The sequence below is a fragment of the Chloroflexota bacterium genome (genome assembly GCA_026710945.1).
GTDB lineage: Bacteria > Chloroflexota > UBA11872 > VXOZ01 > VXOZ01 > VXOZ01.
The window spans coordinates 37,291-64,214 of sequence record JAPOQA010000046.1; the positions used below are offsets into that span (position 1 = coordinate 37,291).

20 protein-coding genes are annotated in these 26,924 nt (G+C 58.8%); 13 read left to right on the forward strand and 7 right to left on the reverse strand.

Annotated features, from left to right (window positions below; genetic code table 11):
• The first annotated feature begins 106 nt into the window (after nucleotides 1-106).
• The 11 genes from OXE05_09310 to OXE05_09360 all read left to right on the forward strand — a co-directional run bounded on the left by OXE05_09310 (nucleotide 107) and on the right by OXE05_09360 (nucleotide 15,440).
• Nucleotides 107-1,444 carry a PQQ-dependent sugar dehydrogenase gene (locus OXE05_09310; GenBank protein MCY4437513.1) on the forward strand — a complete coding sequence of 446 codons (1,338 nt, stop codon included), beginning with the start codon at nucleotides 107-109 and terminating at the stop codon, nucleotides 1,442-1,444.
• Between the two features lie 52 nt (nucleotides 1,445-1,496).
• The gene (locus OXE05_09315) at nucleotides 1,497-2,708 is read left to right on the forward strand and encodes a putative DNA binding domain-containing protein (GenBank protein MCY4437514.1); all 1,212 of its coding nucleotides are present in this window, start codon (nucleotides 1,497-1,499) and stop codon (nucleotides 2,706-2,708) included.
• A gap of 13 nt (nucleotides 2,709-2,721) precedes the next feature.
• Entirely contained in the window at nucleotides 2,722-3,735 is a 1,014-nt protein-coding gene (locus OXE05_09320) for an AAA family ATPase (protein ID MCY4437515.1), read from the forward strand.
• A 203-nt stretch (nucleotides 3,736-3,938) separates the two neighbouring features.
• The gene (locus tag OXE05_09325) at nucleotides 3,939-6,896 is read left to right on the forward strand and encodes a glycosyl hydrolase (GenBank protein MCY4437516.1); all 2,958 of its coding nucleotides are present in this window, start codon (nucleotides 3,939-3,941) and stop codon (nucleotides 6,894-6,896) included.
• 195 nt (nucleotides 6,897-7,091) lie between these two features.
• The gene (locus OXE05_09330; GenBank protein MCY4437517.1) at nucleotides 7,092-7,622 is read left to right on the forward strand and encodes a transposase; all 531 of its coding nucleotides are present in this window, start codon (nucleotides 7,092-7,094) and stop codon (nucleotides 7,620-7,622) included.
• 63 nt (nucleotides 7,623-7,685) lie between these two features.
• Nucleotides 7,686-8,891, forward strand: coding sequence for an MFS transporter (locus tag OXE05_09335; protein MCY4437518.1), 1,206 nt, complete (start codon nucleotides 7,686-7,688; stop codon nucleotides 8,889-8,891).
• Nucleotides 8,892-9,206: 315 nt separating this feature from the next.
• On the forward strand, nucleotides 9,207-10,199 hold the full coding sequence (locus OXE05_09340) for a mannonate dehydratase (protein ID MCY4437519.1): 993 nt from the start codon (nucleotides 9,207-9,209) through the stop codon (nucleotides 10,197-10,199).
• A 524-nt stretch (nucleotides 10,200-10,723) separates the two neighbouring features.
• Nucleotides 10,724-11,488: an aldolase/citrate lyase family protein gene (locus tag OXE05_09345; protein MCY4437520.1), complete on the forward strand. Its 765-nt coding sequence runs from the start codon at nucleotides 10,724-10,726 to the stop codon at nucleotides 11,486-11,488.
• Between the two features lie 57 nt (nucleotides 11,489-11,545).
• Entirely contained in the window at nucleotides 11,546-12,610 is a 1,065-nt protein-coding gene (locus OXE05_09350; GenBank protein ID MCY4437521.1) for a Gfo/Idh/MocA family oxidoreductase, read from the forward strand.
• Between the two features lie 308 nt (nucleotides 12,611-12,918).
• Nucleotides 12,919-13,983 (forward strand): Gfo/Idh/MocA family oxidoreductase, encoded by a 1,065-nt coding sequence (locus OXE05_09355; protein MCY4437522.1) that lies wholly within the window; start codon nucleotides 12,919-12,921, stop codon nucleotides 13,981-13,983.
• A 776-nt stretch (nucleotides 13,984-14,759) separates the two neighbouring features.
• Nucleotides 14,760-15,440, forward strand: a complete 681-nt coding sequence (locus OXE05_09360) for a DUF433 domain-containing protein (GenBank protein ID MCY4437523.1) — start codon at nucleotides 14,760-14,762, stop codon at nucleotides 15,438-15,440.
• Between the two features lie 676 nt (nucleotides 15,441-16,116).
• Here the strand turns inward: OXE05_09360 and pstB are convergent.
• From pstB to OXE05_09395, 7 genes are all read right to left on the reverse strand, one after another.
• The gene (pstB, locus tag OXE05_09365) at nucleotides 16,117-16,890 is read right to left on the reverse strand and encodes a phosphate ABC transporter ATP-binding protein PstB (GenBank protein MCY4437524.1); all 774 of its coding nucleotides are present in this window, start codon (nucleotides 16,888-16,890) and stop codon (nucleotides 16,117-16,119) included.
• 121 nt (nucleotides 16,891-17,011) lie between these two features.
• Entirely contained in the window at nucleotides 17,012-17,854 is an 843-nt protein-coding gene (pstA, locus tag OXE05_09370) for a phosphate ABC transporter permease PstA (GenBank protein MCY4437525.1), read from the reverse strand.
• A 53-nt stretch (nucleotides 17,855-17,907) separates the two neighbouring features.
• Nucleotides 17,908-18,801, reverse strand: a complete 894-nt coding sequence (pstC, locus tag OXE05_09375; GenBank protein ID MCY4437526.1) for a phosphate ABC transporter permease subunit PstC — start codon at nucleotides 18,799-18,801, stop codon at nucleotides 17,908-17,910.
• Between the two features lie 253 nt (nucleotides 18,802-19,054).
• Complete coding sequence (locus OXE05_09380; protein ID MCY4437527.1) at nucleotides 19,055-20,110, reverse strand: PstS family phosphate ABC transporter substrate-binding protein; 1,056 nt, start codon at nucleotides 20,108-20,110, stop codon at nucleotides 19,055-19,057.
• An 841-nt stretch (nucleotides 20,111-20,951) separates the two neighbouring features.
• Nucleotides 20,952-21,938 carry a histone deacetylase family protein gene (locus OXE05_09385; GenBank protein MCY4437528.1) on the reverse strand — a complete coding sequence of 329 codons (987 nt, stop codon included), beginning with the start codon at nucleotides 21,936-21,938 and terminating at the stop codon, nucleotides 20,952-20,954.
• Nucleotides 21,939-21,964: 26 nt separating this feature from the next.
• A complete protein-coding gene (gene hflX, locus OXE05_09390; protein MCY4437529.1) occupies nucleotides 21,965-23,254 on the reverse strand; it encodes a GTPase HflX in 1,290 nt (429 codons plus the stop codon).
• Between the two features lie 611 nt (nucleotides 23,255-23,865).
• Entirely contained in the window at nucleotides 23,866-24,549 is a 684-nt protein-coding gene (locus OXE05_09395) for a hypothetical protein (protein MCY4437530.1), read from the reverse strand.
• Nucleotides 24,550-24,866: 317 nt separating this feature from the next.
• Between OXE05_09395 and OXE05_09400 the strand changes: the two genes are divergently transcribed.
• Both OXE05_09400 and OXE05_09405 read left to right on the forward strand, forming a co-directional pair.
• The gene (locus OXE05_09400) at nucleotides 24,867-25,568 is read left to right on the forward strand and encodes a M23 family metallopeptidase (protein ID MCY4437531.1); all 702 of its coding nucleotides are present in this window, start codon (nucleotides 24,867-24,869) and stop codon (nucleotides 25,566-25,568) included.
• Between the two features lie 18 nt (nucleotides 25,569-25,586).
• Nucleotides 25,587-26,759, forward strand: coding sequence for a hypothetical protein (locus tag OXE05_09405; protein ID MCY4437532.1), 1,173 nt, complete (start codon nucleotides 25,587-25,589; stop codon nucleotides 26,757-26,759).
• Nucleotides 26,760-26,924: the final 165 nt, after the last annotated feature.

Consider the following 26,924-nt stretch of genomic DNA (forward strand, 5'->3'; position numbering starts at 1 on the left):
TTCTCGTCAGCAAGCCGTAGCGCGGGTGCTTGTTTCCCTGCTTCTATGGTGCAAGAAAACAACCGTCGTCTTGGGCTAGGTGCTGGGTTGCAGGAAAGGAAGCCGCATGAACAAAAGCGCAGAAGCGCATCTCCCGAATTGGAGGCTGGCAGCTTTGAAGCTGGGGCTACTCTCGCTGCTGGTCGTCCTTGGCGCCACTCTCATCAGCTCGTGCGGCGGCGACGAGCCGGAGCCACCAGCCACTACGTCGGCCGTCGCCACGGCCTTACCGACACAAATTCCTGCAACTGCAGTGCCGCAGCCAACCGCAGCGGTCGTCCCAACGGCGGCTCCCGTTCCCTCCGTTCGCACGCCAATGCCGCCGGCAGAAGGCGCTTATGGCCTGGAGACCGTAGGTACGGGATTCAAGCGTCCGCTCTACCTCACCTATGCGCCCGGCGACGCCGGCGGACGGCTCTTCATCGTAGAGCAGAACGGCACGATCGCAATTCTCAAAGACGGTCGACGGCAGGAGCCGCTGTTTCTCGATATAGACTCGCGCGTCGGCTCCAGTGCCAATGAGCAGGGCCTCTTGAGCATGGCATTCGATCCGGAATATGCGGCGAACGGCATTTTCTACGTCTACTACACGGACAACCGGGGAGATACGGTGGTCGCGCGCTATCGCGTTTCTGCCGACAATCCCGACGCGGCCGATCCCGATAGCGAAGAAGTGCTCCTGCGCGTGGAGCAACCCTATGGGAATCACAACGGCGGCTTGATCAAGTTCGGCCCCGACGGCTATCTCTACGTCGCCCTGGGTGACGGCGGCTCCGGCGGCGACCCGTTAGACAGCGGACAAGACCTGGGAACGTTGCTTGGCACGTTGCTCCGTATCGACGTGCGCACAGGCGGCGGCTACGCCGTGCCGGCGGACAATCCATTCGTCGGACGTGAGGGGGTGCGAGCGGAGATCTGGGCATGGGGACTGCGCAACGTCTGGCGATTCTCGTTCGACCGCGATACCGGCGATCTCTTTATGGCCGACGTGGGGCAAAACAAGCTGGAAGAGGTGAGTTTCCAACCGGCTGCCAGTCCGGGCGGCGAGAACTACGGCTGGAACCGGTTTGAGGGCAGCCAGCCCTACGGCAACCGCAGTACGGAGGGCATGGTCCGTAGAGAGATGGTCTTTCCGATTGCGGAATACGGCCGCAACGAGGGCTGTTCCGTTACCGGCGGCTACATGTATCGCGGCCAGCAGCTCCCGGCGCTCGCGGGCAACTATATCTTTGGCGACTACTGTTCCGGCATCGTCTGGACCCTGACACCCCAGGCCGACGGCGCCTGGCTGCGCACCGTGCTATTCGTCGCGCCATCGGAAATCACCTCTTTCGGCGAGGACGCCGACGGTGAAGTGTATGTGATCATCCGTAACGGCACGATCTACCGCATCACGAGCACGTAGCCTGCATCGTACGTGTTCGTGACCGCTTGATTCAACAGTGGAGAGATGTGGATTGAGAGACCTGGATAGCGATGCCTGGATGCAGCTATTGCGTGAAGGGGAATCGGACCGCGTCGAGTTCAAGCAGTCGTTGGGTGGCGATGCGCCCAACCGGACCCGTGAAGCCATCTGCGCCTTTGCCAATGATCTGCCCAACCATCGATTACCCGGCTATGTCTTTGTCGGTGTTGAGGATGATGGCGTCCCGTCAAGTCTATCGGTCACGGACGAGTTGCTCCGGCAACTGGCGGACATGAAGACCGACGGTAAGACCTTACCGCCGCCCTCGCTGACGGTTGAGAGACGCTCAATTGGCGGCAAGGATGTGGCCATCGTCACGGTCCAGCCATCCGATTCACCGCCGGTTCGCTACAGTGGTCGTGTGCACGTCCGCATCGGCTCGCGACGCGGAATCGCAACAGCGCAGGACGAACGCATTCTCACCGAGAAGCGCCGCTATGGAGATATTCCGTTCGATATTCAGCCTATTCCGTCTGCCTCGCTAAGTGATCTCCATCTGACTCAGTTTATGAATGAATACCTTCCTCAAGCCTTTGCTCGAGAGGTATTGGATGCCAATGAGCGCAGTATTGAAGAGCAGTTGGCTGCTGCAAAAATGGTCGCTACTTCTAATGAGCCTTTACCCACGGTACTAGGCCTGCTCGTATTAGGAAGACGGACTCTGGATTACCTGCCCGGGGCATATGTTCAATTCTTGAGATTCGACGGCTCGGATCCGACGGACCCCATCGCCGACGAAGAGGCATTCAGCGGCACAATTACGGACGTCATTAGCCGGTTGGAGGACAAGCTTCGAGGGCATAACCGGACTTCAGTTGACTTTACGTCCGGACCCATCGAAAAACGGACAAGCACCTATCCAATCGAAGCAATACAGCAAATTGCTCGCAATGCTGTAATGCATCGTTCGTACGAGGGTAATAACGCACCAATTCGAGTGTATTGGTATGATGATCGCATAGAGATTATCAGTCCCGGGGGCACGTTTGGCTCGGTAAACGAGGGAAGCTTTGGCTCTCCGGGCTTTACTGCATACCGTAACCCTAACCTTGCGGAAGCCATGCGAACGCTGGGCTTTGTGCAGCATTTTGGACTGGGTATCCCTTTGGCAAGGAAATTGCTAAGTGAAGCGGGGCACCCTGAGATTCAGTTCGACGTTGATCAATATAACGTACTGGTTACGATACCAGGACATAAGGTTTAGAAAGTGATCTGAGATGAGCGTCCCTGTTCTCACCTTCTTCAACAACAAAGGCGGGGTTGGCAAGACCTCCCTCGTTTATCACTTGGCGTGGATGTACGCTGAATTGGGTGTACGTGTTGTAGCGGCAGACCTTGACCCGCAAGCGAACCTTACTAGCATGTTTCTTGCGGAGGAGCGTCTGGAGGCATTTTGGCTCAAGAGTTCGCCAGAAAAGACAATCTATGGAGCTCTGCAGCCGCTCTTAGATGGTACCGGTGACGTTACGCCACCCTGCCTTGAGCAGCCTGGTCAAGGATTAGCTCTCGTCGTGGGGGATCTTAAACTGTCCTCTGCCGAGGGTGAGTTGTCGAGCCAATGGCCGGCTTGTCTTGATCGCCAACCTCGTGCTTTCCGCGTTATCTCGGCATTGTGGCGCATTCTGCAGAAAGCAGCAGCAGAAAGTGATGCAGAAATCGTGCTTGTAGACGTAGGCCCTAACCTGGGTGCATTGAACCGAGCAGTGCTGGTAGCTACAGATTTCGTAGTCGTACCGCTAGCTGCCGACTTATATTCCCTTCAGGGTCTACGAAATCTAGGCCCGACACTCCGAACTTGGCGGGCTGAGTGGAGCGATCGTAGCGACCGCAACCCGGTCTCAGACCTCCCGATGCCCAAAGGACGTATGCAACCGATCGGCTATGTAGTACAGCAACATGGAGTCCGTCTGAGTCGTCCAGTACAAGCGTATGATAAGTGGATCAACCGGATGCCAGAGGAATACGCGGAGAGTCTTTTGGGCAATGAGAACGGTACTTACCCGGGCACACCAGAGGATGACGAGAATTCTCTTGCTACTGTCAAGCATTACCGGAGCCTTGTTCCCATGGCACAGGAATCACGCAAGCCAATCTTCAAGCTCGCACCTGCGGATGGCGCTCGCGGCGCTCACGCCACCGCTGCCAGGGATGCCTACACCGACTTCAAGACGTTGGCTGATAAGATTAAGGCGCTTTGGTCACGGGAACTTGCGGGTAGCGTAGCCGTCTGAACCACGCTCCTTGCTGAATCTGCGCCTACCAGTTTTCATTCTCCATTCGTGTCTTGCTCGGCCACCGCTTTCACGCCACACTCGGGGTCGCATAGTCCTCTCTTCGGTGTATGCCGCTTGTCTCTCGCTATCATTGATGCGTACAATGCACCCTAAAGATGCGTTGAAACGCTGCCTGTGCAATCCGTTTGGAGGCTCCTCTAATGGATAGAGAGACATTTAAGCATCCCGGTGTCGAGTATCGCGCTGTGCCGTTCTGGTCGTGGAACGACTGGTTGGAGGACGACGAGTTGGTGCGGCAGATCGACGAGATGGAGAAGGCCGGGTGGGGCGGCTTCTTCATGCACTCGCGGCTGGGCCTCGAGACGCCCTACATGACGCCGGAGTGGATGGACCGCATTCGCACGTGCGTGGAGGAAGCCCGCAAGCGCGGCATGCACGCCTGGCTCTACGATGAAGACAAGTGGCCCAGCGGCTTCGCCGGCGGCATGACCGCGCTCAAAAACCCCGACTACCGCATGCGGGTGCTCGCCCTCCGGGTGTTCAATCGCTATGACACCTATCCCGAGAGCGTGGCGGTGTTTGCGGGCAACCTCAGCAACGGCGCGCTCACCGACGTGCGGCAGGTGGACGCGCAGCAGGACGACGCCCATCTCACGTACCTGCAGTTTCACGAATGGATCGCGCCGCTCGGGAGCCCCTGGTTCAATGGCGCTGCGTACAGCGACCAGCTCAGCGTTGACGCCGTGGGTGAGTTCATCGACAACACCTATGTCGCCTATCGCGACGTCCTTGGCGACGATTTCGGTTCAGTGGTTCCCGGCATCTTTACCGATGAGCCGAATTACTGCTCCTTCCACCAGGAGCACCCGGAGATTTCCGTACCCTGGACTAAGGGGTTTGCCGAGATATTCGCGGGGAAGTTTGGCTATGACCTGATTCCGCATCTGCCGTCGCTCTTCTATGAAGTCGGTGATTATCGCAAAGTGCGCTACCACTACTGGCGCGCCATCACGGAGCAGTTCGTCGAGGCGTTCTCGAAGCAGATTTACGACTGGTGCGACGCTCACAACCTGAAGCTCACCGGGCACTATCTCTACGAAGATTCGCTACAGCAGCAAGTACCGGTCTCGGGCGCGGTGATGCCCCACTATGAATATATGCACTACCCCGGCATAGACCACCTGCGCCGCAACATTGCGGACCTCGTCACACCCAAGCAATTGGATAGCGTGGTCTGCCAGCTTGGCAAAGAGCGGGCGCTTTCCGAGACCTACGGCTGCTCCGGGCAAAACCTCTCGTTTGAAGGCCGCAAGTGGATCGGCGACTGGCAGTGCGTACTGGGCATCAATTTCCTCAACCCGCACCTGTCGTCGTATACGTTGCGCGGCGCGCGCAAGCGGGACTATCCGCCGGACATCTTCTACCAGCAACCGTGGTGGCCGCACAATGCCTTGATCGACGACTACTACGCCCGGCTGTCCTATGCGCTCAGTCAAGGGGAGCGTGTGGTAGACCTCCTCGTCGTGCACCCCATAGGCAGTGCGTGGTCCGTCTATCGCCCGCAAAATCCCCAATCAGCGCGAGCAATTAACGATCCATGGGTCGCGCTTTCCACGCGGCTCCTGGAGGAACACTTCGACTTTCACTTTGGCGATGAATCAATCATGGCACGGCACGCCCGCGTGGAAGACGACTGCCTCGTCGTCGGTCAAATGCGCTACCGCGTCGTCATCGTGCCACCGAGCATTACGCTGGCAGGTTCTACGGTGGCGTTGCTGCAGGCCTTCAGGGCTGCTGGCGGCGTTGTGTTCTTCTGTGATGAGAAGCCGACGCTTATCGAAGGCGAACGCGACGAGTCCGTGGATGCGCTGATTGCCGCGTGCGACACACTATCGCTCGGCGACGCACCCCTGGCCGCGACGCTGGAGCCGCACCTGGCACGACCGGTACGGGTGACCAATGGGGACGGCAGCACAGTGCCGCACGTCTGGTACAACCTGCGGCGCAACGGCGGGGACCAGACTCTCTTCTTGGCAAACACGAGCCAAGATGAAGGCGGCGACTACACCGTGCACCTGCCGAACGGTGGCAATTGGCAGCTCTGGGACGCCGCGACCGGCGAGATTGAACCGCTGCCGGCACGGAATGGGGCTTCAAACGGCGCCGTTACGCTGCCGTTCGCTCCGGTGGGTTCATACCTGCTCGTCAACGCTGCGCACGGCCCCGCCGCCGAGGCGGCGCCCGCGCCGGACTTTACCCAATCAGTCGCTGTGGGCGATACCTGGGACGTGGAATTGCTGGATCCAAATGCGCTCACGCTTGACTACTGCGCGTATCGCGTTGCCGACGGCGACTGGCAGGAGCCCGTACCCCACCTGAAAGCCCTGGAGAATTTGCGGAAAGCCGGCACTCTGGAACACGTACGCATAACCGGCAGCGGCGTGCCGTTCTCCGTGCGGTACACCTTTGAATCCGGTCTTGCGGCGGGGCACGAACTCACGCTGGTGGTGGAACGTCCGGATGAATTTCGCATCGCGGTGAACGGCACGGCGGTCGCGCATGATGCCAGTGACGGCTATTGGCTCGATTCGACCTTCCGGCGCATTCCCATCGGCGCGCTCGCCCAACCGGGGGCGAACACGATCACGTTGGAGGGCGTCACGAGTCTCGACATGGAGATTGAAGCCTGCTACGTGATTGGCGACTTTGGGGTTGAACAGAATGGCAATGCGTTCAGGCTCGTCCCGGCTCCGACTCAAGCGCAGTCGGGCGACCTTACGCCTCAGGGACTGCCCTTCTATGCCGGCCGCGTGCGACTCAGCCAGCAGGTGGAGGTATCCGAAAAAGGAGATGCCGCGGCACTCGCGCTCGATGGGCTGGACGCTACGGTGACGATCGTGCGCGTAAACGGCCAAGAGGCCGGCACAATCGTCTGGCGGCCCCACGAACTGGACATTTCATCTCATTTGGTCGCGGGCGAAAACACCTTGGAACTGGAGCTGATAGGCACGCTCCACAACTTGCTGGGCCCACACCACCACCGCGACGGCGAAATCCTGGCAGTCTCGCCAGCCACGTTCTCCGATTGGCTCAACTGGACGGACGACTATACTTTCGTGCGCTTCGGTTTGGAGGGCGCACGGATTTTGCAAGGATGAATTGAAACAGAATAGAGAATGAACCGCAGTCGTAGGGGCACGATATATCGTGCCCCTACGACTGCGACAGACTCAGGTTGAAATGCTTGAAAGAGAAACTTGCTTGGGGGAATGGTGGCTGACTCTACTCGACGACCTAAGCGACGGTCCGTTCGCTTGAAAGAATTCGATTATGCGCAACCAGGAGCGTACTTTGTGACGGTCTGTGCGAACGACTGGAGGGATGTATGGGGCAAGGTGCGCGGTGGAGACGTTTCGCTCAACGACCTTGGACTCATCATTGAAGATTGCTGGGAGAATATACCTGCTCACTTTCCCCACGTAAGGCTCGACCAATTCTGCGTGATGCCTAATCACCTGCACGGCATTCTCCTATTTACCGACACCGGTAGGGGCACGATATATCGTGCCCCTACTGAGGCGTTGAGTGGTACGGTGGGAATCGATTCACCTAGCGAAGCCGGAAAAGAGCAGTTTTCTCAGCCAGTTGCGGGATCGCTGCCAACAGTAATTCGGACCTTTAAGGCGGCGGTCACAAGGTACGCGCGCAGCATTAGGGAACATGGGGATTTCAAGGTTTGGCAGCGAGGGTACTATGAGCGGGTAATTCGCGACGAAAGGGAACTCGAAGAAGTGCGCAAATACATTGCCAACAATCCAGCGAAATGGGATTTGGATATTGAGAATCCAGCAGTTCGAACCAAAGAATCGTTGGGTACGCATTGAGACAATTCAATCGTAGGGGCACGATATATCGTGCCCCTACCCACTAGAGCAAGATTCTACCCCGTGGCAGCAACTCAGCAAGAGACATCAACCGACTCCCCTGCTCAGCCTGATCGGCTGACCATCTGGGCATTCTATGTCGGCACGTTTCTCTACTGGGGCGCGCTGTACATCTACTCGCCGATCCTCTCGGTTTATGCAGAGTCGCTGGGAGCGACGTTTACGCTCATCGGCATCGTGGTTGGCACCTACGGCCTGGTCCAAATGGTGCTCCGCATACCGCTGGGCATACTATCCGACCGCTGGGGCCGGCGGCTGCCGTTTCTCTACGCGGGACATTTCTTCAACATCGTCGGCTGCTTGGGCTTGGCGCTCGCGCCTACCGCCACGTATTTGGCCGTGTTTCGCGGCGTGTTGGGCATCAGCGCTGCCACCTGGGTGGCGTTTACGGTGCTTTATGCCAGCTACTTTCCGGCCGACGAGGCACCCAAGGCCATGGGCATCATGTCGGCGATTAATGGCGTCTCGCTGATCGTGGTGAATCTTGCCGGCGGCCAAATCGCCGAATCCTTGGGCATGGTAGCCACGTTCTACGCCGGCGCCGGCCTGGCCGTCATCGGTCTGATCTCGACCGTCCCGATCAAGGAAAAGCGCGTTACGCGCAAACCGCCAACCCTCCGGCAGATTTGGCGCATCATGACCCATCCGGCGCTCATCATCGTGGCCTCGGTGACGGCGCTGAACCATTACGCCTTCTGGGCGACGACGTTCAGCTTTGTGCCCGTCTACGCCGACGACCTGGGGGCAAGCAAGTTTACGCTGGGCATCATCGGCGTGGTCTCGCTGGTGCCGTATACGCTGGCGTCACTCGTCAACCACCGCTTTGCCCAACGCCTCGGCGACAATTGGGCAGTCTTCACCGGCATGATGATCATGGCCGCTACCACGTTTGTGGTGCCGCTAATTCAAGACATACCGCTCCTCGCGGCCTCCCAGGGCATCAACGGCATCGGGCGCGGCATTGTCTATCCCTTGCTCATGGGGCTGAGCATTCGTGAGATTTCCAGCGAAGACCGCGCCACCGCCATGGGCGTCTTCCAAGCCGTATACGCCATCGGCATGTTCGTCGGCCCTATGACGGCGGGCGCGGTGGCCGACCTGCTCGGTCTGGGCGGTGCGTTCATTCTCTCCGGCGCTGTGTCGGTTTTCGCGGCGCTGACGGCGCTCGTGCTCATCAAGCGGAGACCGGCGGAGCAGGCGGCGGGATAGCGCGGCAAACGCGAGAATACGGGGTCAATTGCGGAGCACCTATCATCTTAACTTGGGGATGATTGGCGTTAGGTCTAGATAAGTCTTGGCGGCCTGCCTTTGATGCTTCCCCAATTGTCGGGATTCCGGCTTGCGCCGGGATGATGGACTGTCGCGCGTTTCCCTTACGGAACCAGTGCACATGGACGGCATACGACGCCTGCACAGTGTCAGCATGAGCAATACCATGTAGCATACAAGGGCATTCAGTGAAAGCAATACACAGCGGCAGAGAGATTCTCACTAGAGCTTGAGATGAGCAAAGGAGCAATCGCCATGAAGATCGGTGTACGCGCGAACCGGCAGTCGCTAAAGAGTGGCGGAGACGATTACCTGCGCTTCCTGCAGCAGATCGGAGTGGACTGTATCGATATCGAACTTGGGATGGTGCCAGGATACGACGAGACCGGGTGCTTTACGCGGGAAGGATTGCACGACATCGTGACGCGCTTTGCCACGGCCGGTCTGCGCATCGAGCGTGCCAATGCCACCAATTCTCACCACCTCGATGCCCTTATCGGCGGCCCTAACGCGGCCCGGCAGCGCGAACACCTTTGCACCATGGCGGAGTTGCTGGGTGAGGTGGACGTGCCCGTGATGGGCGTCCAGTGCTTTCAAGCCGCCAATGCCGGGGGCAGCACCACAACCGGGCGCTCCTGGCCGGAGGGCCGCGGCGGCTACCGCTACTACCACTTCGACCTCGCGGATGAAGAGGCAGGGCAAACCGCCCCGCGCTTCACCGTTACCGCCGACCAGCTCTGGGAAAATCTTCTCACCACCTACAAGCAACTAATACCTGTGGCTGAAGGCGCAAACATAAACGTCGCGATGCACGGCAACGATCCGCCGCTGTATGAACTCTACGGCAATCCGCAGATCCTCTGCCGCTTTGCCGACTTCGACCGCCTCTTCAGCGAGGTTCCCAGCCCGCACAACACCATGACGTTTTGCGTCGGCACGCGCTACGAATCAGGCGAGAGCATCTTTGAGGGAATCCGCCACTTCGGCGGGCAGGGCAAAGTCGTCCACGTGCACTTCCGCAACGTGCGCGGCAGGCTGCCGGTAGACGGCAGCTACAGCGAGGTCTTCTTGGATGAGGGCGACATGCACATGCAGCAAGTCGTGGAGGCACTGCATGGGGTACACTACCAAGGTGCCATTGACTTCGACCACGTGATGCGGTTGACCGGCGACACGGCGAATGGACATCAATACGTTGCCTACTCGGTGGGCTACGTGCGGGCGCTGCTGCAGGGGTTGGGGAATTAGGGTGACTTTCCCGATGTCACGGCGAACCATTGCTTGGATGTAGGTTGTGAGAGACTTTACCCCCGTTTGTTGATATAGGCACGCGCCAAGAGTGCTTCGACCCTTCGACAGGCTCAGGCCGGGCAGGCTCAGCACAAGCGGAACAAGGGGACTAAGCCGACTGTCCTTGACGACAATCGAGAGAGACTCTAGCCGTTCGCCCTGAGCACAGTCGAAGGGTAAACGGCGGCACAGCAGCGGGCTAGGGATGTACCGCACGAACGGCATGGAGCCGGACAAACGGCACTGGGCAGGCTCAGCACAAACGGAACAGGGGGACTAAGCTGACTGTCCTTGACGACTATCGAGAGAGACCCCAGCCGTTCGCCCTGAGCACAGTCGAAGGGTACACGGCGGCACAGCGTTGGGCTATTGGATCCGCAGAAACTCGCTGCAACGCACAAGGCTGGATTGAAGACACAGAGATACAAGTCACGAGACAAGATCCAAATTCACTCTTGGGTAGAGCAAGGAGCACAGAAAAAATGCAGAAGAATCGGGCGCTGGCGAAGATCCGCGCCGGGGGCGTCACCGCCGGACCCGCGATGGGCATCGACTCGCCGGACTTGGCGGAGCAAGTCGCCCACGTGGGCTTCGACTTCGTGAGCTTTGACTGGCAGCACGGGCAGTGGACCGAACTGTCGCTGAACAACGCGCTAGCGCGCTTTCTCCACACCGATACTGCGCCCATCGTACGCGTGAAAGGTCACGAGCCCGGTACCATCAACCGCGTGCTCGACATGGGGGCACTGGGCGTCATTGTCCCCATGGTGGAGACCGCCGAACAGGCCGCGGCCGCTGCGAGCCCGGCGCGATTCCCGCCCGCTGGCACCCGCTCCGGCGGCGGCATGCGCCTCAATCTCATCGGGGGCGGTACCGCGCAGGACTACTTTGCCGCCGCCAATGATGAGGTCATGGTCATCGTCATGGTGGAGAGTGAAGAGGCCATTGCCAACGTGGAGAGCATCATGCAGGTGGAGGGCGTGGACGTCGTGCTCATCGGCCCCGGCGACCTCATGATCAACGTGCACGCCCACGGCCATGACGAGGCCCACCATGAGGCGCTGGTGCAGCAGGTCGCCGCCGCCGGCAAACGCACCGGCACCGCGGCTGGCTACGTCTGCCAGAGCTACGAGCAAGCCCAGCAGCGTGTTGCTGAGGGCTTCCGCTTCCTCTGGTTCGGCAACGATAGTGTCTTTGTAAGTACCGGCATGCAGAATCTCCGGCAGGAAATTGAGACGCTGGGATAGGCAGCGTTGTGTTCGGAGCGGATGTGAATTCGTAAGTGTAGCAGAGCGAGGAGTGCCATGAGCAGCGATTTGCGGGCGGGAGTCTTGGGCGTAGGTCGGGGGCTGAGCTTTGTCCGTGTGCTCCAGGCCATGGATGGCGTGAATGTGACGGCCGTAGCGGATATGAACGCCGAACGGGTGCAAACGGTATGTGACGAGCACAACGTGCCCCACGGCTTTGCCACGCTTGAGGAGATGCTGGCAGAAGACTTGGACCTCGTGGTGGTAGCCACACCGATAGCCCAGCACGCCGCGCATGCCATACAGGTGCTCGAGGCGGGCGTGAACGTGCTCTCCGAAATTCCTACGCTCGCCACGCGGGAGGAGGCCGACCAGTTAGTAGCCGCCGTTGAAAAGAGCGATGCGCTCTACATGACCAGCGAGAACTGCAATTACTGGGCGTACGTGCACTCTCTCCGGCACCTCAATGAGCGGGGAGACTTCGGACAGATCTTCGCCGCGGAAGCCGAGTATATTCACAGCATCCCCAGTCTGCGGCGCGACGAACACGGCAATCCCACGTGGCGGGCGACGATGCTGCCGATCATCTACCTCACCCACAGCCTCGGCCCGGTGATGTCGGTCACCGGCCAGTATCCCGTGGAGGTGGTCTGTCTGGGTACAGCGGAGCACTTCGAACCGGGCCTCACCGACATTCAGATGGCCATCTTTCGCATGACTGATGACAGCGTCGTGCGCATAACGTGTTCTTTCGCCAACTGCCATTGGGGCAACCACCGTCAGGTCTTCATGGGTACCGAGGCAACGTTTGACTCCGGCTGGATCGGCAAGGATGAGCCGAAATTCCGCTACGCGGGAGGAGACTTCACCATACCCGATAACCTGCCGCTGGGCACGAACTATCCCGATGCGCCGGAAGCCGCTGCCCTCGGTGGACACGGCACTGCCGAATGGTACATGCTGGAGGACTTCTTCACGTCGATCCGCACCGGCGGACCGGTGCCCATCGACGTCTACGAAGGCATTATGTACAGCCTGCCGGGTATCTGCGCGGCGGAATCCGCCGCCAACGGCGGCCGGCCGGTCGCAATTCCCCAGTACCAACTGCAGCGCGGCGGTTAGCGCAGGGCGCAGCCTGATTTGTCGCCCTCACCCCCGTATCACGTACGGGGCAGGCTCTAACCCTCTCCCCCAGGTGAGGGAATTTAAGCTAAGCCGCGGGCGCAGCAGATCCCCAGCGGAGCGATGTACTGAAAGTGAAAGAGAAGGATGCGCGTCGATGAAGGGTGTAGTTTCCTCCGGTTCGACACCAGCGCGGTCTTTGTGAACAACGGTGTGGGAGACTTCCTTGAGGAGATGATCACGGAGGCCTAGGCGGTTCCAATTTTGGACTCGAATAGAATCTTCGGCAAAGTGGAGCGAGGAGTGCTATGAGCAGCGAATTGCGTGCGGGCGTATTCGGCGTGCGGCGCGGGCGAAGTTTTGTGCGCGTGTTGCAGGCCATGGACGGCGTGAGCGTTACGGCAATTGCCGATATGAACGCCGAACGGCGGGAAACGATTTGTGAAGAGCACAACGTGCCTAAGGGTTACGCCACGCTAGAGGAGATGCTGGTAGAGGACTTGGACCTCGTGGTGGTGGCGACACCGGCGCCCCAGCACGCTAAGCATTCCATACAGGTGCTCGAGGCGGGCGTGAACGTCATCTCCGAGATTCCCATCCTTGCCACGCGGGAAGAGGCCGACCAACTCGTTGCCGCGGCGGAAAAGAGTGACGCCCTCTATATGTGCGGTGAAAACTGCAGCTACTGGGCGTATGTACACACTCTCAAGCACCTCAACCAACGCGGGGACATGGGACAGATCTTCGCCGCGGAAGCCGAGTACATTCACAACATTCCCAAACTGCGGCGCGACGAGCATGGCAATCGTATCTGGCGGTCGCCCATGCCCCCAATCACGTATCTCACGCACAGCCTGGGCCCGATCATGTGGGTCACCGGACAGTATCCGGTGGAGGTCGTGTGTCTGGGGACCAAAGAGCACTACGAACCGGATCTCGACGACATCCAGGTGGCGATCTTCCGCATGACCGATGATAGCGTTGTGCGCATTTCCTGCTCGTTTGCCAATTCCCACTGGGGCAACCATCGGCAGGTGTTCATGGGCACCAAGGCGACGTTTGACTCCGGCTGGATCGGCAAGGACGAACCGAAGTTCCGCTACGCCGGAGAACGAGAGTTTGTCGTGCCAGACAATCTCCCCCTGGGCACAAACTTCCCCGATGCGCCGGAAACCGCCGCTCTGGGCGGTCACGGCACCGCCGAGTGGTTCATGCTAAAGGACTTCATGAAGGCCATCCGCGAGGGCAGTCCCGCGCCCATCGACGTTTACGACGGCATCATGTACAGTCTGCCGGGCGTCTGCGCCGCCGAATCCGCCGCCAACGGCGGCCAGCCGGTAGAGATACCACAATATCAGTTACAGCGGGACTAGCAGTTAAAAAATGAACGAGATACTGGAAGGCTTCAATAGGGAGAATCGTGAATGACGGTTCCAGGTTGAATGCAGATGAGCACAGAGTGTCAACTTGGCATGAAGCGTCTAGGACTGAATGTGAATGGATTTTCTGGCTGCCGTTTCGAACGTCCTTCCGAAGCGAATTTCCAAGTGCAGTACGTCTAATGGGGCATGGAGGGCCGGAATGAGCAGTGCCGAGACCCAATTGATTGTTCCTTGACAGTGGAATGTACAAGTGTTACGTTTCGGTCTAGGAGCAGTTAGGCAAGTCTGAGGAAGGGCCCTAAGCCGAGCTCGTTGAGAAGTAGAAAGCATGACGCCCTCTAGACAGTGTCATGCCACCAACAATGCTAGACGCGTCGAAGAACGCGGCAAAGAGCGTACTTACATTTCCGCCGAATAGCAACAGCTTGCTAGCGATTGAGGTGCCTAGTGCCCAAGAGTACTCGTGGTTCGCACTTAGTCTGCATTTGGCCACTGGTGGTAGCAACGATTGCAATTGACATGCTGTGCCCTTCGATATCTGGAAATTAGCCACAGCCGGACTCATTCCGCTAGTAACCCCGTTGTTTATCAAGACCCTATCTGGCGGTCCTATATTCATCCGGCGGATACTTGGGCAGTAGTTTGCTGAGGGCCGAACCATAATCCTAGTTGAGTCTTTTCTGTGACATTCTAACTGTAGGTTCGAATTGTCCTGCATTTGGTATGTTCGGTTTCTCAAAGTCAGAGCGAGGTTTGGACGGTTTACAATGACACAGACAGAAAAAGAACTCTTTAGGGGACTTTACACCTTACCGGATGCTGCAAGGCTACTGCGGGCAACGACGCCTGCCACTATTGAATCCAAAGGTGCGTCCATTAAGCCAACTGCAAGGCACTTAGCACGGTGGACGCGTCGGGACGGGATGTCAAAGAAAAAACGTGTAATAACGTTTTTCGACCTTATACGCTTGCGAATGATTGCACTTGTTCGGTCCAGAGGAATATCCTACCGAAAGATTGAACTTGCGGAAAAGTACATTAGTGAAGTTTGCGATACCGAACACCCGTTCTTATTAGAGGATATGTGGACTGCCGAGTTGGAGTTGTTTGTAAGCTCTAAGGAAAAGTTGATTGCAGCCTCGAAATATGGCCAGACTGCTTTTGATGAGTTATTGACTCAAATCCTAATCCCTGTTCCCGACCACGGTCTTTCGTTTGGAGCCGATAAAACACCAGAATCCTGGCGTCCCAAGAAGAGCGTACTAATCGACCCTGAAATTCAGTTTGGATCGCCATGCATCGAAGGCACGCGAATTGATACCAAGACGATTTGGTCATTGAAGCAAGATGGCAATAGCGAGGCTTCTCTTGCTGAAATGTTCGACTTGGAAGGAGACCAAGTAAGATGTGCACTTGAGTGGGAGACCCATCTAAACAGTGCGGCCTAAGAGCATGAGGTTTGTTCTTGACGAGAACTTACCCAAGAGAGCTGCACAAGCACTTGGCCTTGTAGGTTACCCAGTCGACACATTTCCTGAAGACAAACGGGGAACTAAAGACCCAGAACTCTTAAGATGGATGGCGCAGAAGAACTACATTTGGGTGACCAAAGATCTAGGTGCGCAGCGTGAGCATGGGGTCCTAATGAAAAAGCTAGGTGTTTCAGTGATTTGGCTGCGCGGTCACGTTGGAAGAGAGAGTGCATTAGCCGCGAGGGATGTGCACCTGCTGTTGACAACAAAACTGGATTCACTCTTGCGGCAATTTGAGAGTGCGTGTGGCCCACTGTACTTTACGATTTTACTTACCAAGGCAGGTCCGAGGCTAATGGCAATTAGGGATGATGACATCGGTTGATCGCTCTAGGGACGCATTTTGGTCGCCCCTGTACTCTCAGCACACGATGCCTCCGGCCGATTCTTGCACACCCTTTGGAACCGTAGAAATCCTAAATGGATGGTAATAGGACAAACTACATCCGCATTCTGCATTGCCACAGCAGGCGACAAGTGGCAGAGGTGCTCCCCGGGAATCCTTCTTCTTTGAAACCCATTAGCCATACAAGACAGCACCGCCGAATTGCGGTGCTGTCTTGTATCTGATCGTAACCTTCCGGCAAAGTTTCTAGCCAAAGCGGCCGGTAATGTACGCCTCGGTGCGCTCGTCCGTGGGAATTGTGAAGAGGTCGGTGGTGGGGCCGAACTCGATGAGCTTGCCCCGGGCTGTGTCGTCGGAGAGCATGAAGGCCGTGTAGTCGGAGACGCGGGCGGCCTGCTGCATGTTGTGGGTAACGATGATGATGGTGAAGTCCTTGGCAAGCTCGCGCATGAGGTCTTCGATCTTCAGCGTAGCGATAGGGTCCAGCGCGGAGCACGGCTCGTCCATGAGCAGCACTTCCGGTGAGACCGCGATGGCGCGGGCGATGCAGAGGCGTTGCTGCTGACCGCCGGAAAGTGCGAGACCGCTCTGCTTCAGATCGTGCTTGACCTCATCCCAGAGGGCCGCGCCGCGCAGCGCCGCTTCCACCAGTTCATCCTCGTCGGCTTGATAGCCGTTGACGCGCGCGCCAAAAAGGATGTTGTCGCGGATCGAGCGCGGGAACGGGTTCGGCTTCTGGAAGACCATGCCGATGCGCCGCCGCACCTCAACCGGGTCCACCGTATCCGCGTAGATGTCCGTGCCTTCCAACAGCACGTTGCCTTGAGTACGCACGCCGCCGATGAGTTCATTCATGCGGTTGACCCCACGCAGCAGCGTGCTCTTGCCGCAGCCGGAGGGACCGATGACGGCCGTGATCTTCTTGCGCGGAAACCTGATGGAGACATCAGTAACGGCCTGGAAATCCCCGTACCATAGACTGAAGTTATTCACTTCAACGGCCGGATCGGGAATCTCCATTGGAGCGTCCTTCGGCAATTCCGCAGGGGCAGGTTGCGTCACCACAGCTTCGACAGTGCTTTCTTCCGCATCGGCCTTCTTTAATGGCACCTTTATCATACTGTTCATCCCTTCCCCTGGGCTAATATTTAGTGCGAAGTCGTTGACGCAGATAGATTGCTACGGAGTTTAGCGCAATGAGTACGACGAGCAGGACTATGATGCCGGCTGCCGCCAGTTCATGGAATTCCGACTGTGCGCGTGAGACCCAGTTGAAAATCTGAATCGGCAACACGGTAAAGCGATCGAGCGGATGTTCAGGGAGAAACGGCACGAACGTCAGGGCGCCGATGGTAATGAGCGGCGCGGTTTCGCCGATGGCGCGCGCCGCCGCCAGAATGGCGCCGGTGAGCATGCCGGGCAGGGCATACGGCAACACGTGGTGGCGTACGGTCTCCCACTTGGAAGCGCCAAGCGCAAAAGAAGCTTCCCGCATGCTTGGCGGCACGGCGCGTATCGCCTCGCGGGAAGCAACGATGATGATGGGTAGGATAAGCAGCGCCATGGTGCATGAACCGGCCAGCACGCTGCGCCCCATCTCCATCCAACGCACGAACACCTGCAGGCCGAGCAATCCGTACACGATAGATGGCACCCCGGCCAAGTTGGCAATGTTCACCTGAATAAACTGGGTAAACCAGTTATCGCCGGCATATTCTTCCAGGTAGATTGCCGACATAACTCCAATGGGCACGGCGAGCAGCATGGTAAAGAGCATCATATAGAGCGTGCCGAAGAGTGCCGCCTTAATCCCGGCACGTTCCGGAAAACGCGAGTCGAAGCTGGTAAAGAATTGCCAGTCCAGCCAACCGGTGCTCTGAATAATTACGTCTGCCAGAAGCACGAGCAGCGTGACAACACCGAGCAACACGCTCAGCAGGCCCAACACCACAAAGAAGTGGGCCTTGATGCGCCGCCACTGCATGCTGGCTTTGAAGATTGGCTCGCTGCGGCTAACCGTACGGGTTTCTTCAGCCATCAGTCATATTCCTCCCGGAAGCGGCGGACAAACCAGTGAGCGAAGATGTTCATGGCAAAGGTCAAGATGAAGAGCATGGTACCCACGGCAAAGATCGTGCGATATTCAAGCGAGGCAAACGGCGTGTCTCCAAGGCTTACCTGCACAATGTACGCGGTCATCGTCTCTATCGGCACACGGGGGTCCAGCGTAAATGTGGGGTTTTGGCCCGCCGCGATAGAGACAATCATGGTTTCGCCAACCGCGCGTGAAAGCGCCAACACTGCCGAGGCCACGATGCCGGAGAGCGCCGCCGGGACCACGACCTGGGTAGCCACCTCAAAGCGGGTCGCTCCCAAACCGTACGCCCCTTCACGCAATGCCTGCGGCACGGCGCCGATGGCATCCTCGCTCAAGGAGGCTACCATCGGAATAATCATGACGCCCATCACGATGCCGGCACTAAGTGCATTGAAGATGCGCAATCCCGGAATGAACTCCTGCAGGATTGGCGTCACCAACGTCAGGGCGAAGTAGCCGTAAACGACGGTGGGCACACCGGCGAGTACCTCAAGCACGGGCTTGACGACGTCGCGTACCCGCGGTCGAGCAAATTCGCTGAGGTAGATTGCGATGAGCAGGCCGGTGGGGATAGCCACCGCCAGCGCGATGAAGGCGACAAGCGCGGTAGCAGTGACCAGCGGCCAGATCCCAAACTTCTTTATTGAGAAGAGTGGGGTCCACTCGGTCTCGGTGAGAAACTCGAAGATTGAAACTTCCCTGAAGAAGAACAACGTCTCTCCCATGAGGGAGAAGAGGATGCCGAGGGTCGTAACGATAGAGAGCGTTGCCGTTGCCATGAGCGCATAGCGTATGGCTTCCTCTTTCAAGTTGCGGCTCGCCCGTTTGCTCATGTCGTTGCGCGACGGATAGTGCGAGAACGGGGATACGTCCTCTGCCATCGGAGCTCCTCTCTTCACAACTGCCGACATCATGCAGTTGCTGCGTTACGATTCAACTGTATTCGAAGGCTGGCTTCTCACCAGGCGCAACGCGGCGGGGGAGCCAGCCCCGGCACTCTCCGCGCGGGAGAATGCCGGTAGCGTGTCTTCAATTGGATTGATGTACGCCGCAGTAACGCTGCTTGGGTTGCGGCGAAGACGGCTCTTACTGCATGTAGCGGTCGAGCGATGCGCCGACCTCAGCGCCGTTCGGCCACAACGTGCCGGTGACGCGATCAGCGAAGCGCTGGGTAAGCGCCGCGTAGATCTCGCTGGAGAGCTGCACGTAGCCAACCTCGGGACTGGAAATCAGGGGCGTGAACTCACTGCTGAGATAGTACTTGACGAACGCATCCACCTCAGGACGCTCTGCCGCGTCTTTCCGCACATAGATAAAGATCGGGCGGCTTAGCGGCTGGTAGCTGCCGTCGGCGACCGTTGCGAAGGACGGTTCCACGCACGTGCCGTTACCGGAGTCAATCGGGACGGCCTTGACTTTATCGGTGTTTTCCACGTAGTAGGAAAGACCGAAGTAGCCGATGGCGCTCTTGCTGCCGGAGACGCCGGTCACGAGCACGTTGTCGTCCTCGCTGGCCTGAAAGTCGCCGCGGCTGGACTGGGCCTCGCCAACGATGGCCTCGGTGAAGTAGTCGAACGTACCGCTATCCACGCCGGGGGCGAAGAGGTCCAGCGGCATATCCGGGAAGCTATCACGAATCTGATTCCAGTTCGTGACTTCGCCCTGCGCTGCCGGTTCCCACATCTTCTTCAGTTCGTCCACCGTCAGGCAGTCTACCCAGTCGTTCTCGGGGTTGACGACCACGGTGAGGCCGTCGTAGGCAACCGGAATTTCGATGAACTCAAGCCCGGCGGCAGTTACCGCCTCCATCTCGGAGGGCTTGATGGGCCGCGAAGCGTCCGATATGTCAGTCTCGCCGGCGGCAAACTTCTTGAAGCCGCCGCCCGTGCCGGAGACGCCTACGCTCACGCGCACGCCGCTATGCATGATGCTGAATTCTTCGGCAGCGGCCATGGTGATGGGGAAGACCGTGCTGGAGCCATCGACGATGATGTCTCCTTTCAGCTCATCACTCTCGCCAGCCAGTCCATCACTCTCGCCAGCGCCGGAATCTCCTCCGCACGCAGCCAGCAGGGCAAAGCCTGCCACGCCTGCCGCGGCAAAAGTGAACCGTCGTCTGCTCATCCGAAGCGGTGCTGTCATTTCATTCCTCCCATTCTTGGTGCGACAGCAGTCTGTCCCTTCGCGCCCGCCAACCGAACGTGGTGCACTCCCCTTTTCCTCATCTCGCCGTGGGCAGGGAGGGTGCCACCCTGTGCAAACCTACGCCAGTGAACGCGGGCAGGGAACAAAGTTCTTCTCTCAACAGTGAGGAAAAGTATCACGGGCTCCGAATTGCGGTCAACGCACAGTTGGGCCATGTTAACAATCAGATAAAGATGCGGACATTGTTGCTATGACTGGGAAAGAGCAGCTTTGGCAAACGCAACTCGCGCTTTCCTCTATCTCCTCGAACTGGCGCGATACAAGGCAGTAAACGGCTTGTCGCGCTTGGCGCATGAGAGAAGAAGAGTTCATCTAATGTTCACATAGTGTCTACGCTGCGTTCATACGGCGCCGCCGCACGAGATGGATGGGGCGCGCAACGATGCTATTGCGCTCCCATTGGCACTGCCGGCATGCAGCGAGGTAGGCTGACTTCCCGTAGAGGCACGAACGGTAGCGAACCGCCTCGCGCGGGGATGGAGTTCTGCCGCACTCTCGATGATGAGTCATCCAGTGTGCGTGAATGGCAAGCGACCACTGGGTTGCAGACTGTAGCGGAATTCTTGAATGGACGACGTAAAGAGGGGGGCAACCTGAAGTTGGCAGTTGCCGCAGGCATCGGCTGTCCCGTGGAGTGGGAAGAAGGAATGTCGACCTGCAGCATGTTGCTCCGGCAGAATCCGGAGTTCAGTAACTGGCGAAGACAGATTCCGGCTTCTGCCGGAAATGTAGATTTCAGGAAAGCTGTATCTAAAGCGCGCTGGCTAGTCTCGTTCGCTCACGACTGCGCGAGCCCATCCACCAGCGCAACCACCGCTTTGCCCAGGCCCTCCAGGTCGTAGCCGCCTTCCTGGACTGCGAGTAGCGGCACGGAGAGCGAGGCTAGCTGTTCGCCAATGGCCTGATAGCACTCATCGTTGAGGGAAAAGGCGCCGACGGGATCGCCGGCTCGCGTGTCGAACCCACTTGAGAGGATGAGATAGGCAGGAGCAAACCAGGCGATCTTCTCCAGAGCCTGAGAGAAGGCATCCAGAAAGGCATCATTCTGGGTGAACATGGGCAGGGGCAGATTGAGGTTGAAGTTTTCGCCCGCGCCTGTGCCCGTCTCTTCCGGCCAACCGCTAAAGCGCGGGTACGCCCAGGCGGGATGGCCGTGCAAGCTGACGTAGAGCACCTCGTCGGTGTCGTAGAAGATGTCCTGCGTGCCGTTGCCGTGGTGGAAGTCGATGTCGAGTACGGCGACGCGGCCGTGTGCTTTGAGAACGCTGGCAGCCACCGCCGCGTGATTGATGTAACAATAGCCGCCGTATTTGTAGCGGCCCGCATGGTGCCCCGGCGGGCGCTCCAAGGCATAGACACAGGGCGTTCCGCCTCGCAGCATTTCGGCGCCGGTGAGCACCACACACGATGCCAGCCACGCCTTTTCCAGCGTATTCGCCGCCAGCGGCGTGTCGGGACTGATGGTGTACGGTGTTTCCAGCACGGAGTCGTCATCAGACTCGGCGAGGCGGGAGGTGGTCTGCTCGAGGAACGAGAGGAGACTCTCATCATGCACTTCGGCGGCGAACTCAAACGGGAACATGCTCGGCTCCACAAAGCTTCCGGCGTGCCCCGCCTGCTGCAAGGCTTTTGCCATCACTTCGACGCGCTCCGGCACCTCCGGATGATCTACTACAACATTGTAGGAAAGCTCGATACGCGGCACGTGGGGTTGATGCAGCGGCGTGTAGATGATAGGAATCGTACGGCGCTGGGTGCGGGTCATAATAGCAGGTGCATTTTCTGAATGAGCTAGGTTGAGCCGACGGCGTAGGGTCGTAGTGCCGGCCAGTATTTTCGGGGGAGCGTCCCTTCGATCACGGTGCCGTCGGCACGGTGTTGCTCGCGGCGAATGCTGCCCCGCTGGTGGAAGAGGCTGACCAATCGCCCCTCTCGGTAGGGGATGCGCACGTGCACGTCTACCGAAAGCTGCGCGTCTAATGTGTTCGCCACCGTATCTAAGAGCGTCTCCAGTCCGTCCCCTTCACGGGCGGAAACGAACACAGGCTTGGGGTGATCCGCCGGATTCGGCGCGAGTCCCTCAAGCCGGTCGATCTTGTTGAGGACCGTGATGATGGGCTTATCTTCGATGCCAAGGTCGGCCAGGGTCTGGTAGACCGCCGCTACTTGGCGCTCGGACTGCGGATGGCTGACGTCCACAACGTGCAGTAAGATGTCGGCGGCCAGGATCTCTTCGAGCGTCGCGCGAAATGCCGCTATGAGCATGGGCGGCAAATGGCGGATGAAACCCACGGTGTCGCTGAATACCACTTCCAGTCCGTTAGGCAGCTTTACGCGGCGCGTGGTGGGATCCAAGGTAGCAAAGAGCTTATCTTCAGCCAGCACGCCGGCCTGTGTCACGGCATTCAGCAGCGTGCTCTTGCCGGAGTTCGTATAGCCGACGAGCGATGCCACCGGAATGTCATTCACCGTGCGCCGGGCTCGTTGGCGGGCGCGCCGGGCGCGCACCGCTTCGAGTCGCGACCGCAAGTGTGAGAGCCGCTGGCGGATGAGCCGCCGGTCCGACTCAATCTGCGTCTCGCCGGGGCCGCGGGTGCCAATGCCCGCGCCGAGACGCGAGAATTCTACCCAGAGCGTGGAGAGCCGCGGGAGCAGATACGTGAGCTGCGCCATCTCGACCTGCAGCTTGCCCTCGGTGGTCTGGGCGCGCGTGGCGAAGATGTCGAGGATGAGCGCCGTGCGGTCGAGTACCTTGACGTCAAGCTTCTCTTCAAGGTTGCGCTGTTGACTGGGCGTGAGGTCGTTATCGAAAATGACCAGGTCGTAGGCCTGCTCGTGCCGCAGCGCCTTTATTTCCTCCACCTTGCCCTTGCCAATGAAGGTTGCCGGGTCCGGTTTACGCCGCCGCTGGTAGTACGTGTCGACGACGATGGCGCCGGCGGTGCGGGCGAGGCTGGCAAGCTCCTGCAGGGATTCCTGCACCGGCCATTGCTCGGAATCATTGCCGAGCGCGACGCAGACGAGTACCGCGCGTTCCGACCCACGCTCCGTGCCAACGCTGTGCTGAGAGAAATCAAGCAATAATTGTGCCTCTGCAAACGAGTCTGTGCCCACATTGTACCATAGAAATCTCGACCATTGAGCGGTTAACCGACGAGCCGGGGGAAGACCTGAAAGGCACTTAGCCGCATCGTGCACTCTATTCTGCCTTGGATCGGGAATTCATTTCTCCTTGCAGGTCTCTGCATTGCTCTGGTCAGCGGCGCGAGGACTTTTTTTTCGCTCGAATGAGGGCCGGGGGTGAGAGGAAGCCGGCGCCAATCCAGCCCAAGGTCAGCTATTCGGTAAGGATTCGCGGAGAATTCCATCGGCCCAGAAATGCGGGGGACAAGCCCCCGCGCTACTTTGACTTGCCGATGCTCAGCCTAATGGGCGCCGTGCCGCCCACGGGCGGAATTGCATGCTGAACCCAGTGCAGATGCTGCCCATGGAGGTAGGCAACATTCTTTAAGTAGCTAAGGCTGCCGTAAGGCAGCCTTGCGCCCTTTCGCCGAAGCATCCAGGGGGTGTACGAACTAATAGTGACCGGTTCACGTGAGGGTTGCCAACTGGCAGTTGCCATTGCGGAAGCAAGGCTCAATGTGCCTGCAAGAAAGCATTTCAGGACTTTGGCGGAGACAGCTTCCCTGCCGTTAAGATTCCTCCGCCTCTTCCTGCTCTCCATTCAAGACAAACGTCACTCCAAGGTCCATGAGCTCCTTGAAAGCTTCCGCGAGGCGCAGCAGGCTCTGCCCCTTGGTGGTCAGCCGATACTCGTGGCGTCGACCGAGAAGGCCGAAGAAGATGGTCTTCTCTTCGTCGGCGAGACAGTCCTGCTCGACGAGGGACATGACCGCCTTCGTTTCCAACTCAGGGGCAGGAGTGCGGGCAATGTCACGATCCGTCACGATAGCCTGGAACTTGCTCAAGGCGTCAATGCCGCGGCGATCGAGCAACTCTACGACGGATGGCTCCAGAATCGCGCGCACCGTGTTGGCAAATTCCTCGCGCGTGCGCTCAGCGTTGCGGCCCGCCTGGTAGCGGAAGATGTCATGGTAGCCGGGGAGCATGAGCGACGGAGCGATATAGTCCGGCGTCACGTCGAATGTGGTGCCGCGGGTGCGGCTCTCGTGCTTGATCCCAAATCCAAGCTGAGTGAGCCGTCCTAAGCTCTCTTCCTGCACGCGCGTGGGGCTAAACTCCTGCCCTTTCATCGTGCGCCGCGCGGACTGATAGAGAATTTCGATGTGCTGGTCACCCAGGTCTCGCGCATACATCTCGCGCACCTGCGTGATAAGGTCGTCAACCCTTAATTGTTTCGCCATGTCGACAGCCATGAGCGCCCTCTCTTCCGTTGTCGCTATCCACCAAATGCACGAATTCTGACTATAACTATACTACCGCTAGATCGAATATTCTGCACACACGCTACCATGCGTATGGGCGAGCGTCAAGCAGTGCAATTTGGTTCATCTCTGTAGAAATATCCAGGTTAAGAGTTGGCAAGGAGATTTTACTCTGGTAGGATAAGTACGCTCATAGGACACAAGTGGGCTTCGTTACCTAGGGTAGGCCGTAAGGCCGCAGTGCCAGTGCTCAATGGCGCCTGCTGGCATCCTATATCTTGCAGAGAATCTCCCAGAGGGTAGCACTGGTGCAATCGCTATCGCGCCGTCTTCTATTGAAGTATGCCGGGCTCTTCGTCCCCGCCAGCAAACTCGCGCCGCGTGAGCTCCCGCTTCCCGCTGAGCAAGAACCCATCTACCAGCTTCCCTTCAATACGCCGCCGGGACCGAGCACCTGGTACGTGGCGCAGTGGTATGGGAATACGAACCTGGCACACCGCTTCCGCCACACGGTCTATCGGGAAGGGCAGGGGATTCATTTCGGCATCGACTTTGCCTGCCCGTGCGATACTGAGATCAGGGCGATCGGCGACGGCGTGGTGATCGGCGCGGACGACCTCTCCTTTGGCGCGGGTCCCCATAACGCGATCGTGCTGCACCCCAACGGTGACCTGTCGTTGTACGGACATCTGCGCCGGTTTCCGGCAGTTCCTGCCGGCGGCTCGGTGCAAGCGGGCGATCTCATCGGCTACGCGGGTGACTGGCTCGATAACGTGGCTTGCTTAGCCGCGCCTCACCTGCACCTGGAGATCCGACGGCCGGACCGCACCCGCGCGGTCAATCCGGCGCCCTTGATCAAGGCTGATTGGCACAATGCGGCGTTGGGCCGCTTCCTCGGCTTTGTCAAAGACCTTGAGAATCCGCGCCGTTGGCAATTAATCGAAGATCAGCCGGACACGCTTTTCGGCGGGCGCATTCTCAATGACTACGCCCGCCTTTGGATGCGTTAAGGCGCTGTGGTACGGCATATGCGGCGTCGTCTTGGCGCAAGTCTTCTCCTCGGGCTTTGGCTCTTGCTGGGCAGCGGCTGCGCGTACACGTACGTGCCAAACGCCGAGGGTACGCCGGTGCTTACCTTGCAGGTTTCCCTTCCGCCGACGCCGACAGTCTTGCCGGCCACCGGCACGGCGTTCGAGCCAACACCGACTGCGCTGCCGGCCATCGGCACGCCATTTGCCCCGACGCCAACACCGAGCCCGGTGCTAAGACGCCTTACCGCGCCCGGGTGCTGCAGCAGTATCTGGTGGTCGGCCGATGGCACGCAGGTGCTCTACGTTGATAAGCCGGATGACCGTCCGGCCGCAATCTGGGGCGTGGACATCGCCACGGGAGCAGCGGCGCTGTATAGCGCGGTGGTGGGCGTGCTGCAATATAACGATCGGTACGTAATCGCGCTGGCGCACCAAACGCCGCTGGGCGTCACCGTGCATGATCGGCAGACCGGCGAGGGTTGGGCGCTCTTTGGCGTGGGCAGCCTACCGTTCATCTCTCCCGACGGCGCTCGTGTTGCGTATGATGGGCGTCCGTCGCAGCAGACGTTGTTCGCCAGTCGCCGCGAGAACCCGATTGTGGTGGCGGCGCTGGACGGCAGCAACCCGCAGCATCTAACCACGCTCTACGGCGTCGGTATTGTGGGCTGGTTCCCCGACGGCGCACACTTGCTGGTGTTGGGTACACGGGACCCCGACACCGAACGCCCTACCCTCTGGCAGGTCGACGCGACCAACGGCGCACTTGAGAAATTCGATGACGGCGTGCATTTGCGCAACATCTCACTCTCGCCCGACGGCGCATGGCTGGTCTTTCTCAAGGCGTTTGAGGAAGACCCGGACTTGAACACCACCTGGGCAATGAATGTAGCTACCGGCGCGCAAAAGCGGCTCGACTTCGCGGTCAGATACGCCTGGGTCGGCGCTGAGGGCGCATCGCTGCTCTACATTCCGGCGCGCGAGACACCGGCCTCCGGCTTCGGTGTGTGGAAGCTGGACGTCGCTTCCGGCGAACGGTCTCGACTCACCGATCCGGCGCAGACGCCGCTCTTCATTGCCAACGGCGACTGGGCGCTCGCCCCCGCTGGCCGGCACCTTGCTTTCGTCTCCGCAGAGGACTACGCCATCTGGCTGCTTGAGATGAGTCCGTGAGCGAGGGCACCCTCTGCACGTACGGTTGCGCCAGCCCCACGAGCGTACCAAGTTTGCCAAAACCAATAAGGAAGGAATTAGTAGATTCGGACACTTATCTCGAGGATAAGCGAAGCCCTGTTCATAATTTCCTGAATAAGGCTCCTCAATCTGTCATTCTTGTAA

What these genes read in the sequence shown, in the direction of transcription:
- OXE05_09325 (MCY4437516.1), top strand. Translation starts at nt 3,939, where the DNA reads ATGGATAGAGAGACATTTAAGCATCCCGGTGTCGAGTATCGCGCTGTG.
- OXE05_09340 (MCY4437519.1), top strand. Translation starts at nt 9,207, where the DNA reads ATGAAGATCGGTGTACGCGCGAACCGGCAGTCGCTAAAGAGTGGCGGA.
- pstB (MCY4437524.1), bottom strand. Translation starts at nt 16,890, where the DNA reads ATGGAGATTCCCGATCCGGCCGTTGAAGTGAATAACTTCAGTCTATGG.
- OXE05_09380 (MCY4437527.1), bottom strand. Translation starts at nt 20,110, where the DNA reads ATGACAGCACCGCTTCGGATGAGCAGACGACGGTTCACTTTTGCCGCG.
- OXE05_09355 (MCY4437522.1), top strand. Translation starts at nt 12,919, where the DNA reads ATGAGCAGCGAATTGCGTGCGGGCGTATTCGGCGTGCGGCGCGGGCGA.
- pstA (MCY4437525.1), bottom strand. Translation starts at nt 17,854, where the DNA reads ATGCAGTGGCGGCGCATCAAGGCCCACTTCTTTGTGGTGTTGGGCCTG.
- OXE05_09360 (MCY4437523.1), top strand. Translation starts at nt 14,760, where the DNA reads ATGACACAGACAGAAAAAGAACTCTTTAGGGGACTTTACACCTTACCG.
- OXE05_09350 (MCY4437521.1), top strand. Translation starts at nt 11,546, where the DNA reads ATGAGCAGCGATTTGCGGGCGGGAGTCTTGGGCGTAGGTCGGGGGCTG.
- OXE05_09385 (MCY4437528.1), bottom strand. Translation starts at nt 21,938, where the DNA reads ATGACCCGCACCCAGCGCCGTACGATTCCTATCATCTACACGCCGCTG.
- OXE05_09310 (MCY4437513.1), top strand. Translation starts at nt 107, where the DNA reads ATGAACAAAAGCGCAGAAGCGCATCTCCCGAATTGGAGGCTGGCAGCT.
- OXE05_09405 (MCY4437532.1), top strand. Translation starts at nt 25,587, where the DNA reads ATGCGGCGTCGTCTTGGCGCAAGTCTTCTCCTCGGGCTTTGGCTCTTG.
- pstC (MCY4437526.1), bottom strand. Translation starts at nt 18,801, where the DNA reads ATGAGCAAACGGGCGAGCCGCAACTTGAAAGAGGAAGCCATACGCTAT.
- OXE05_09345 (MCY4437520.1), top strand. Translation starts at nt 10,724, where the DNA reads ATGCAGAAGAATCGGGCGCTGGCGAAGATCCGCGCCGGGGGCGTCACC.
- OXE05_09395 (MCY4437530.1), bottom strand. Translation starts at nt 24,549, where the DNA reads ATGGCTGTCGACATGGCGAAACAATTAAGGGTTGACGACCTTATCACG.
- OXE05_09320 (MCY4437515.1), top strand. Translation starts at nt 2,722, where the DNA reads ATGAGCGTCCCTGTTCTCACCTTCTTCAACAACAAAGGCGGGGTTGGC.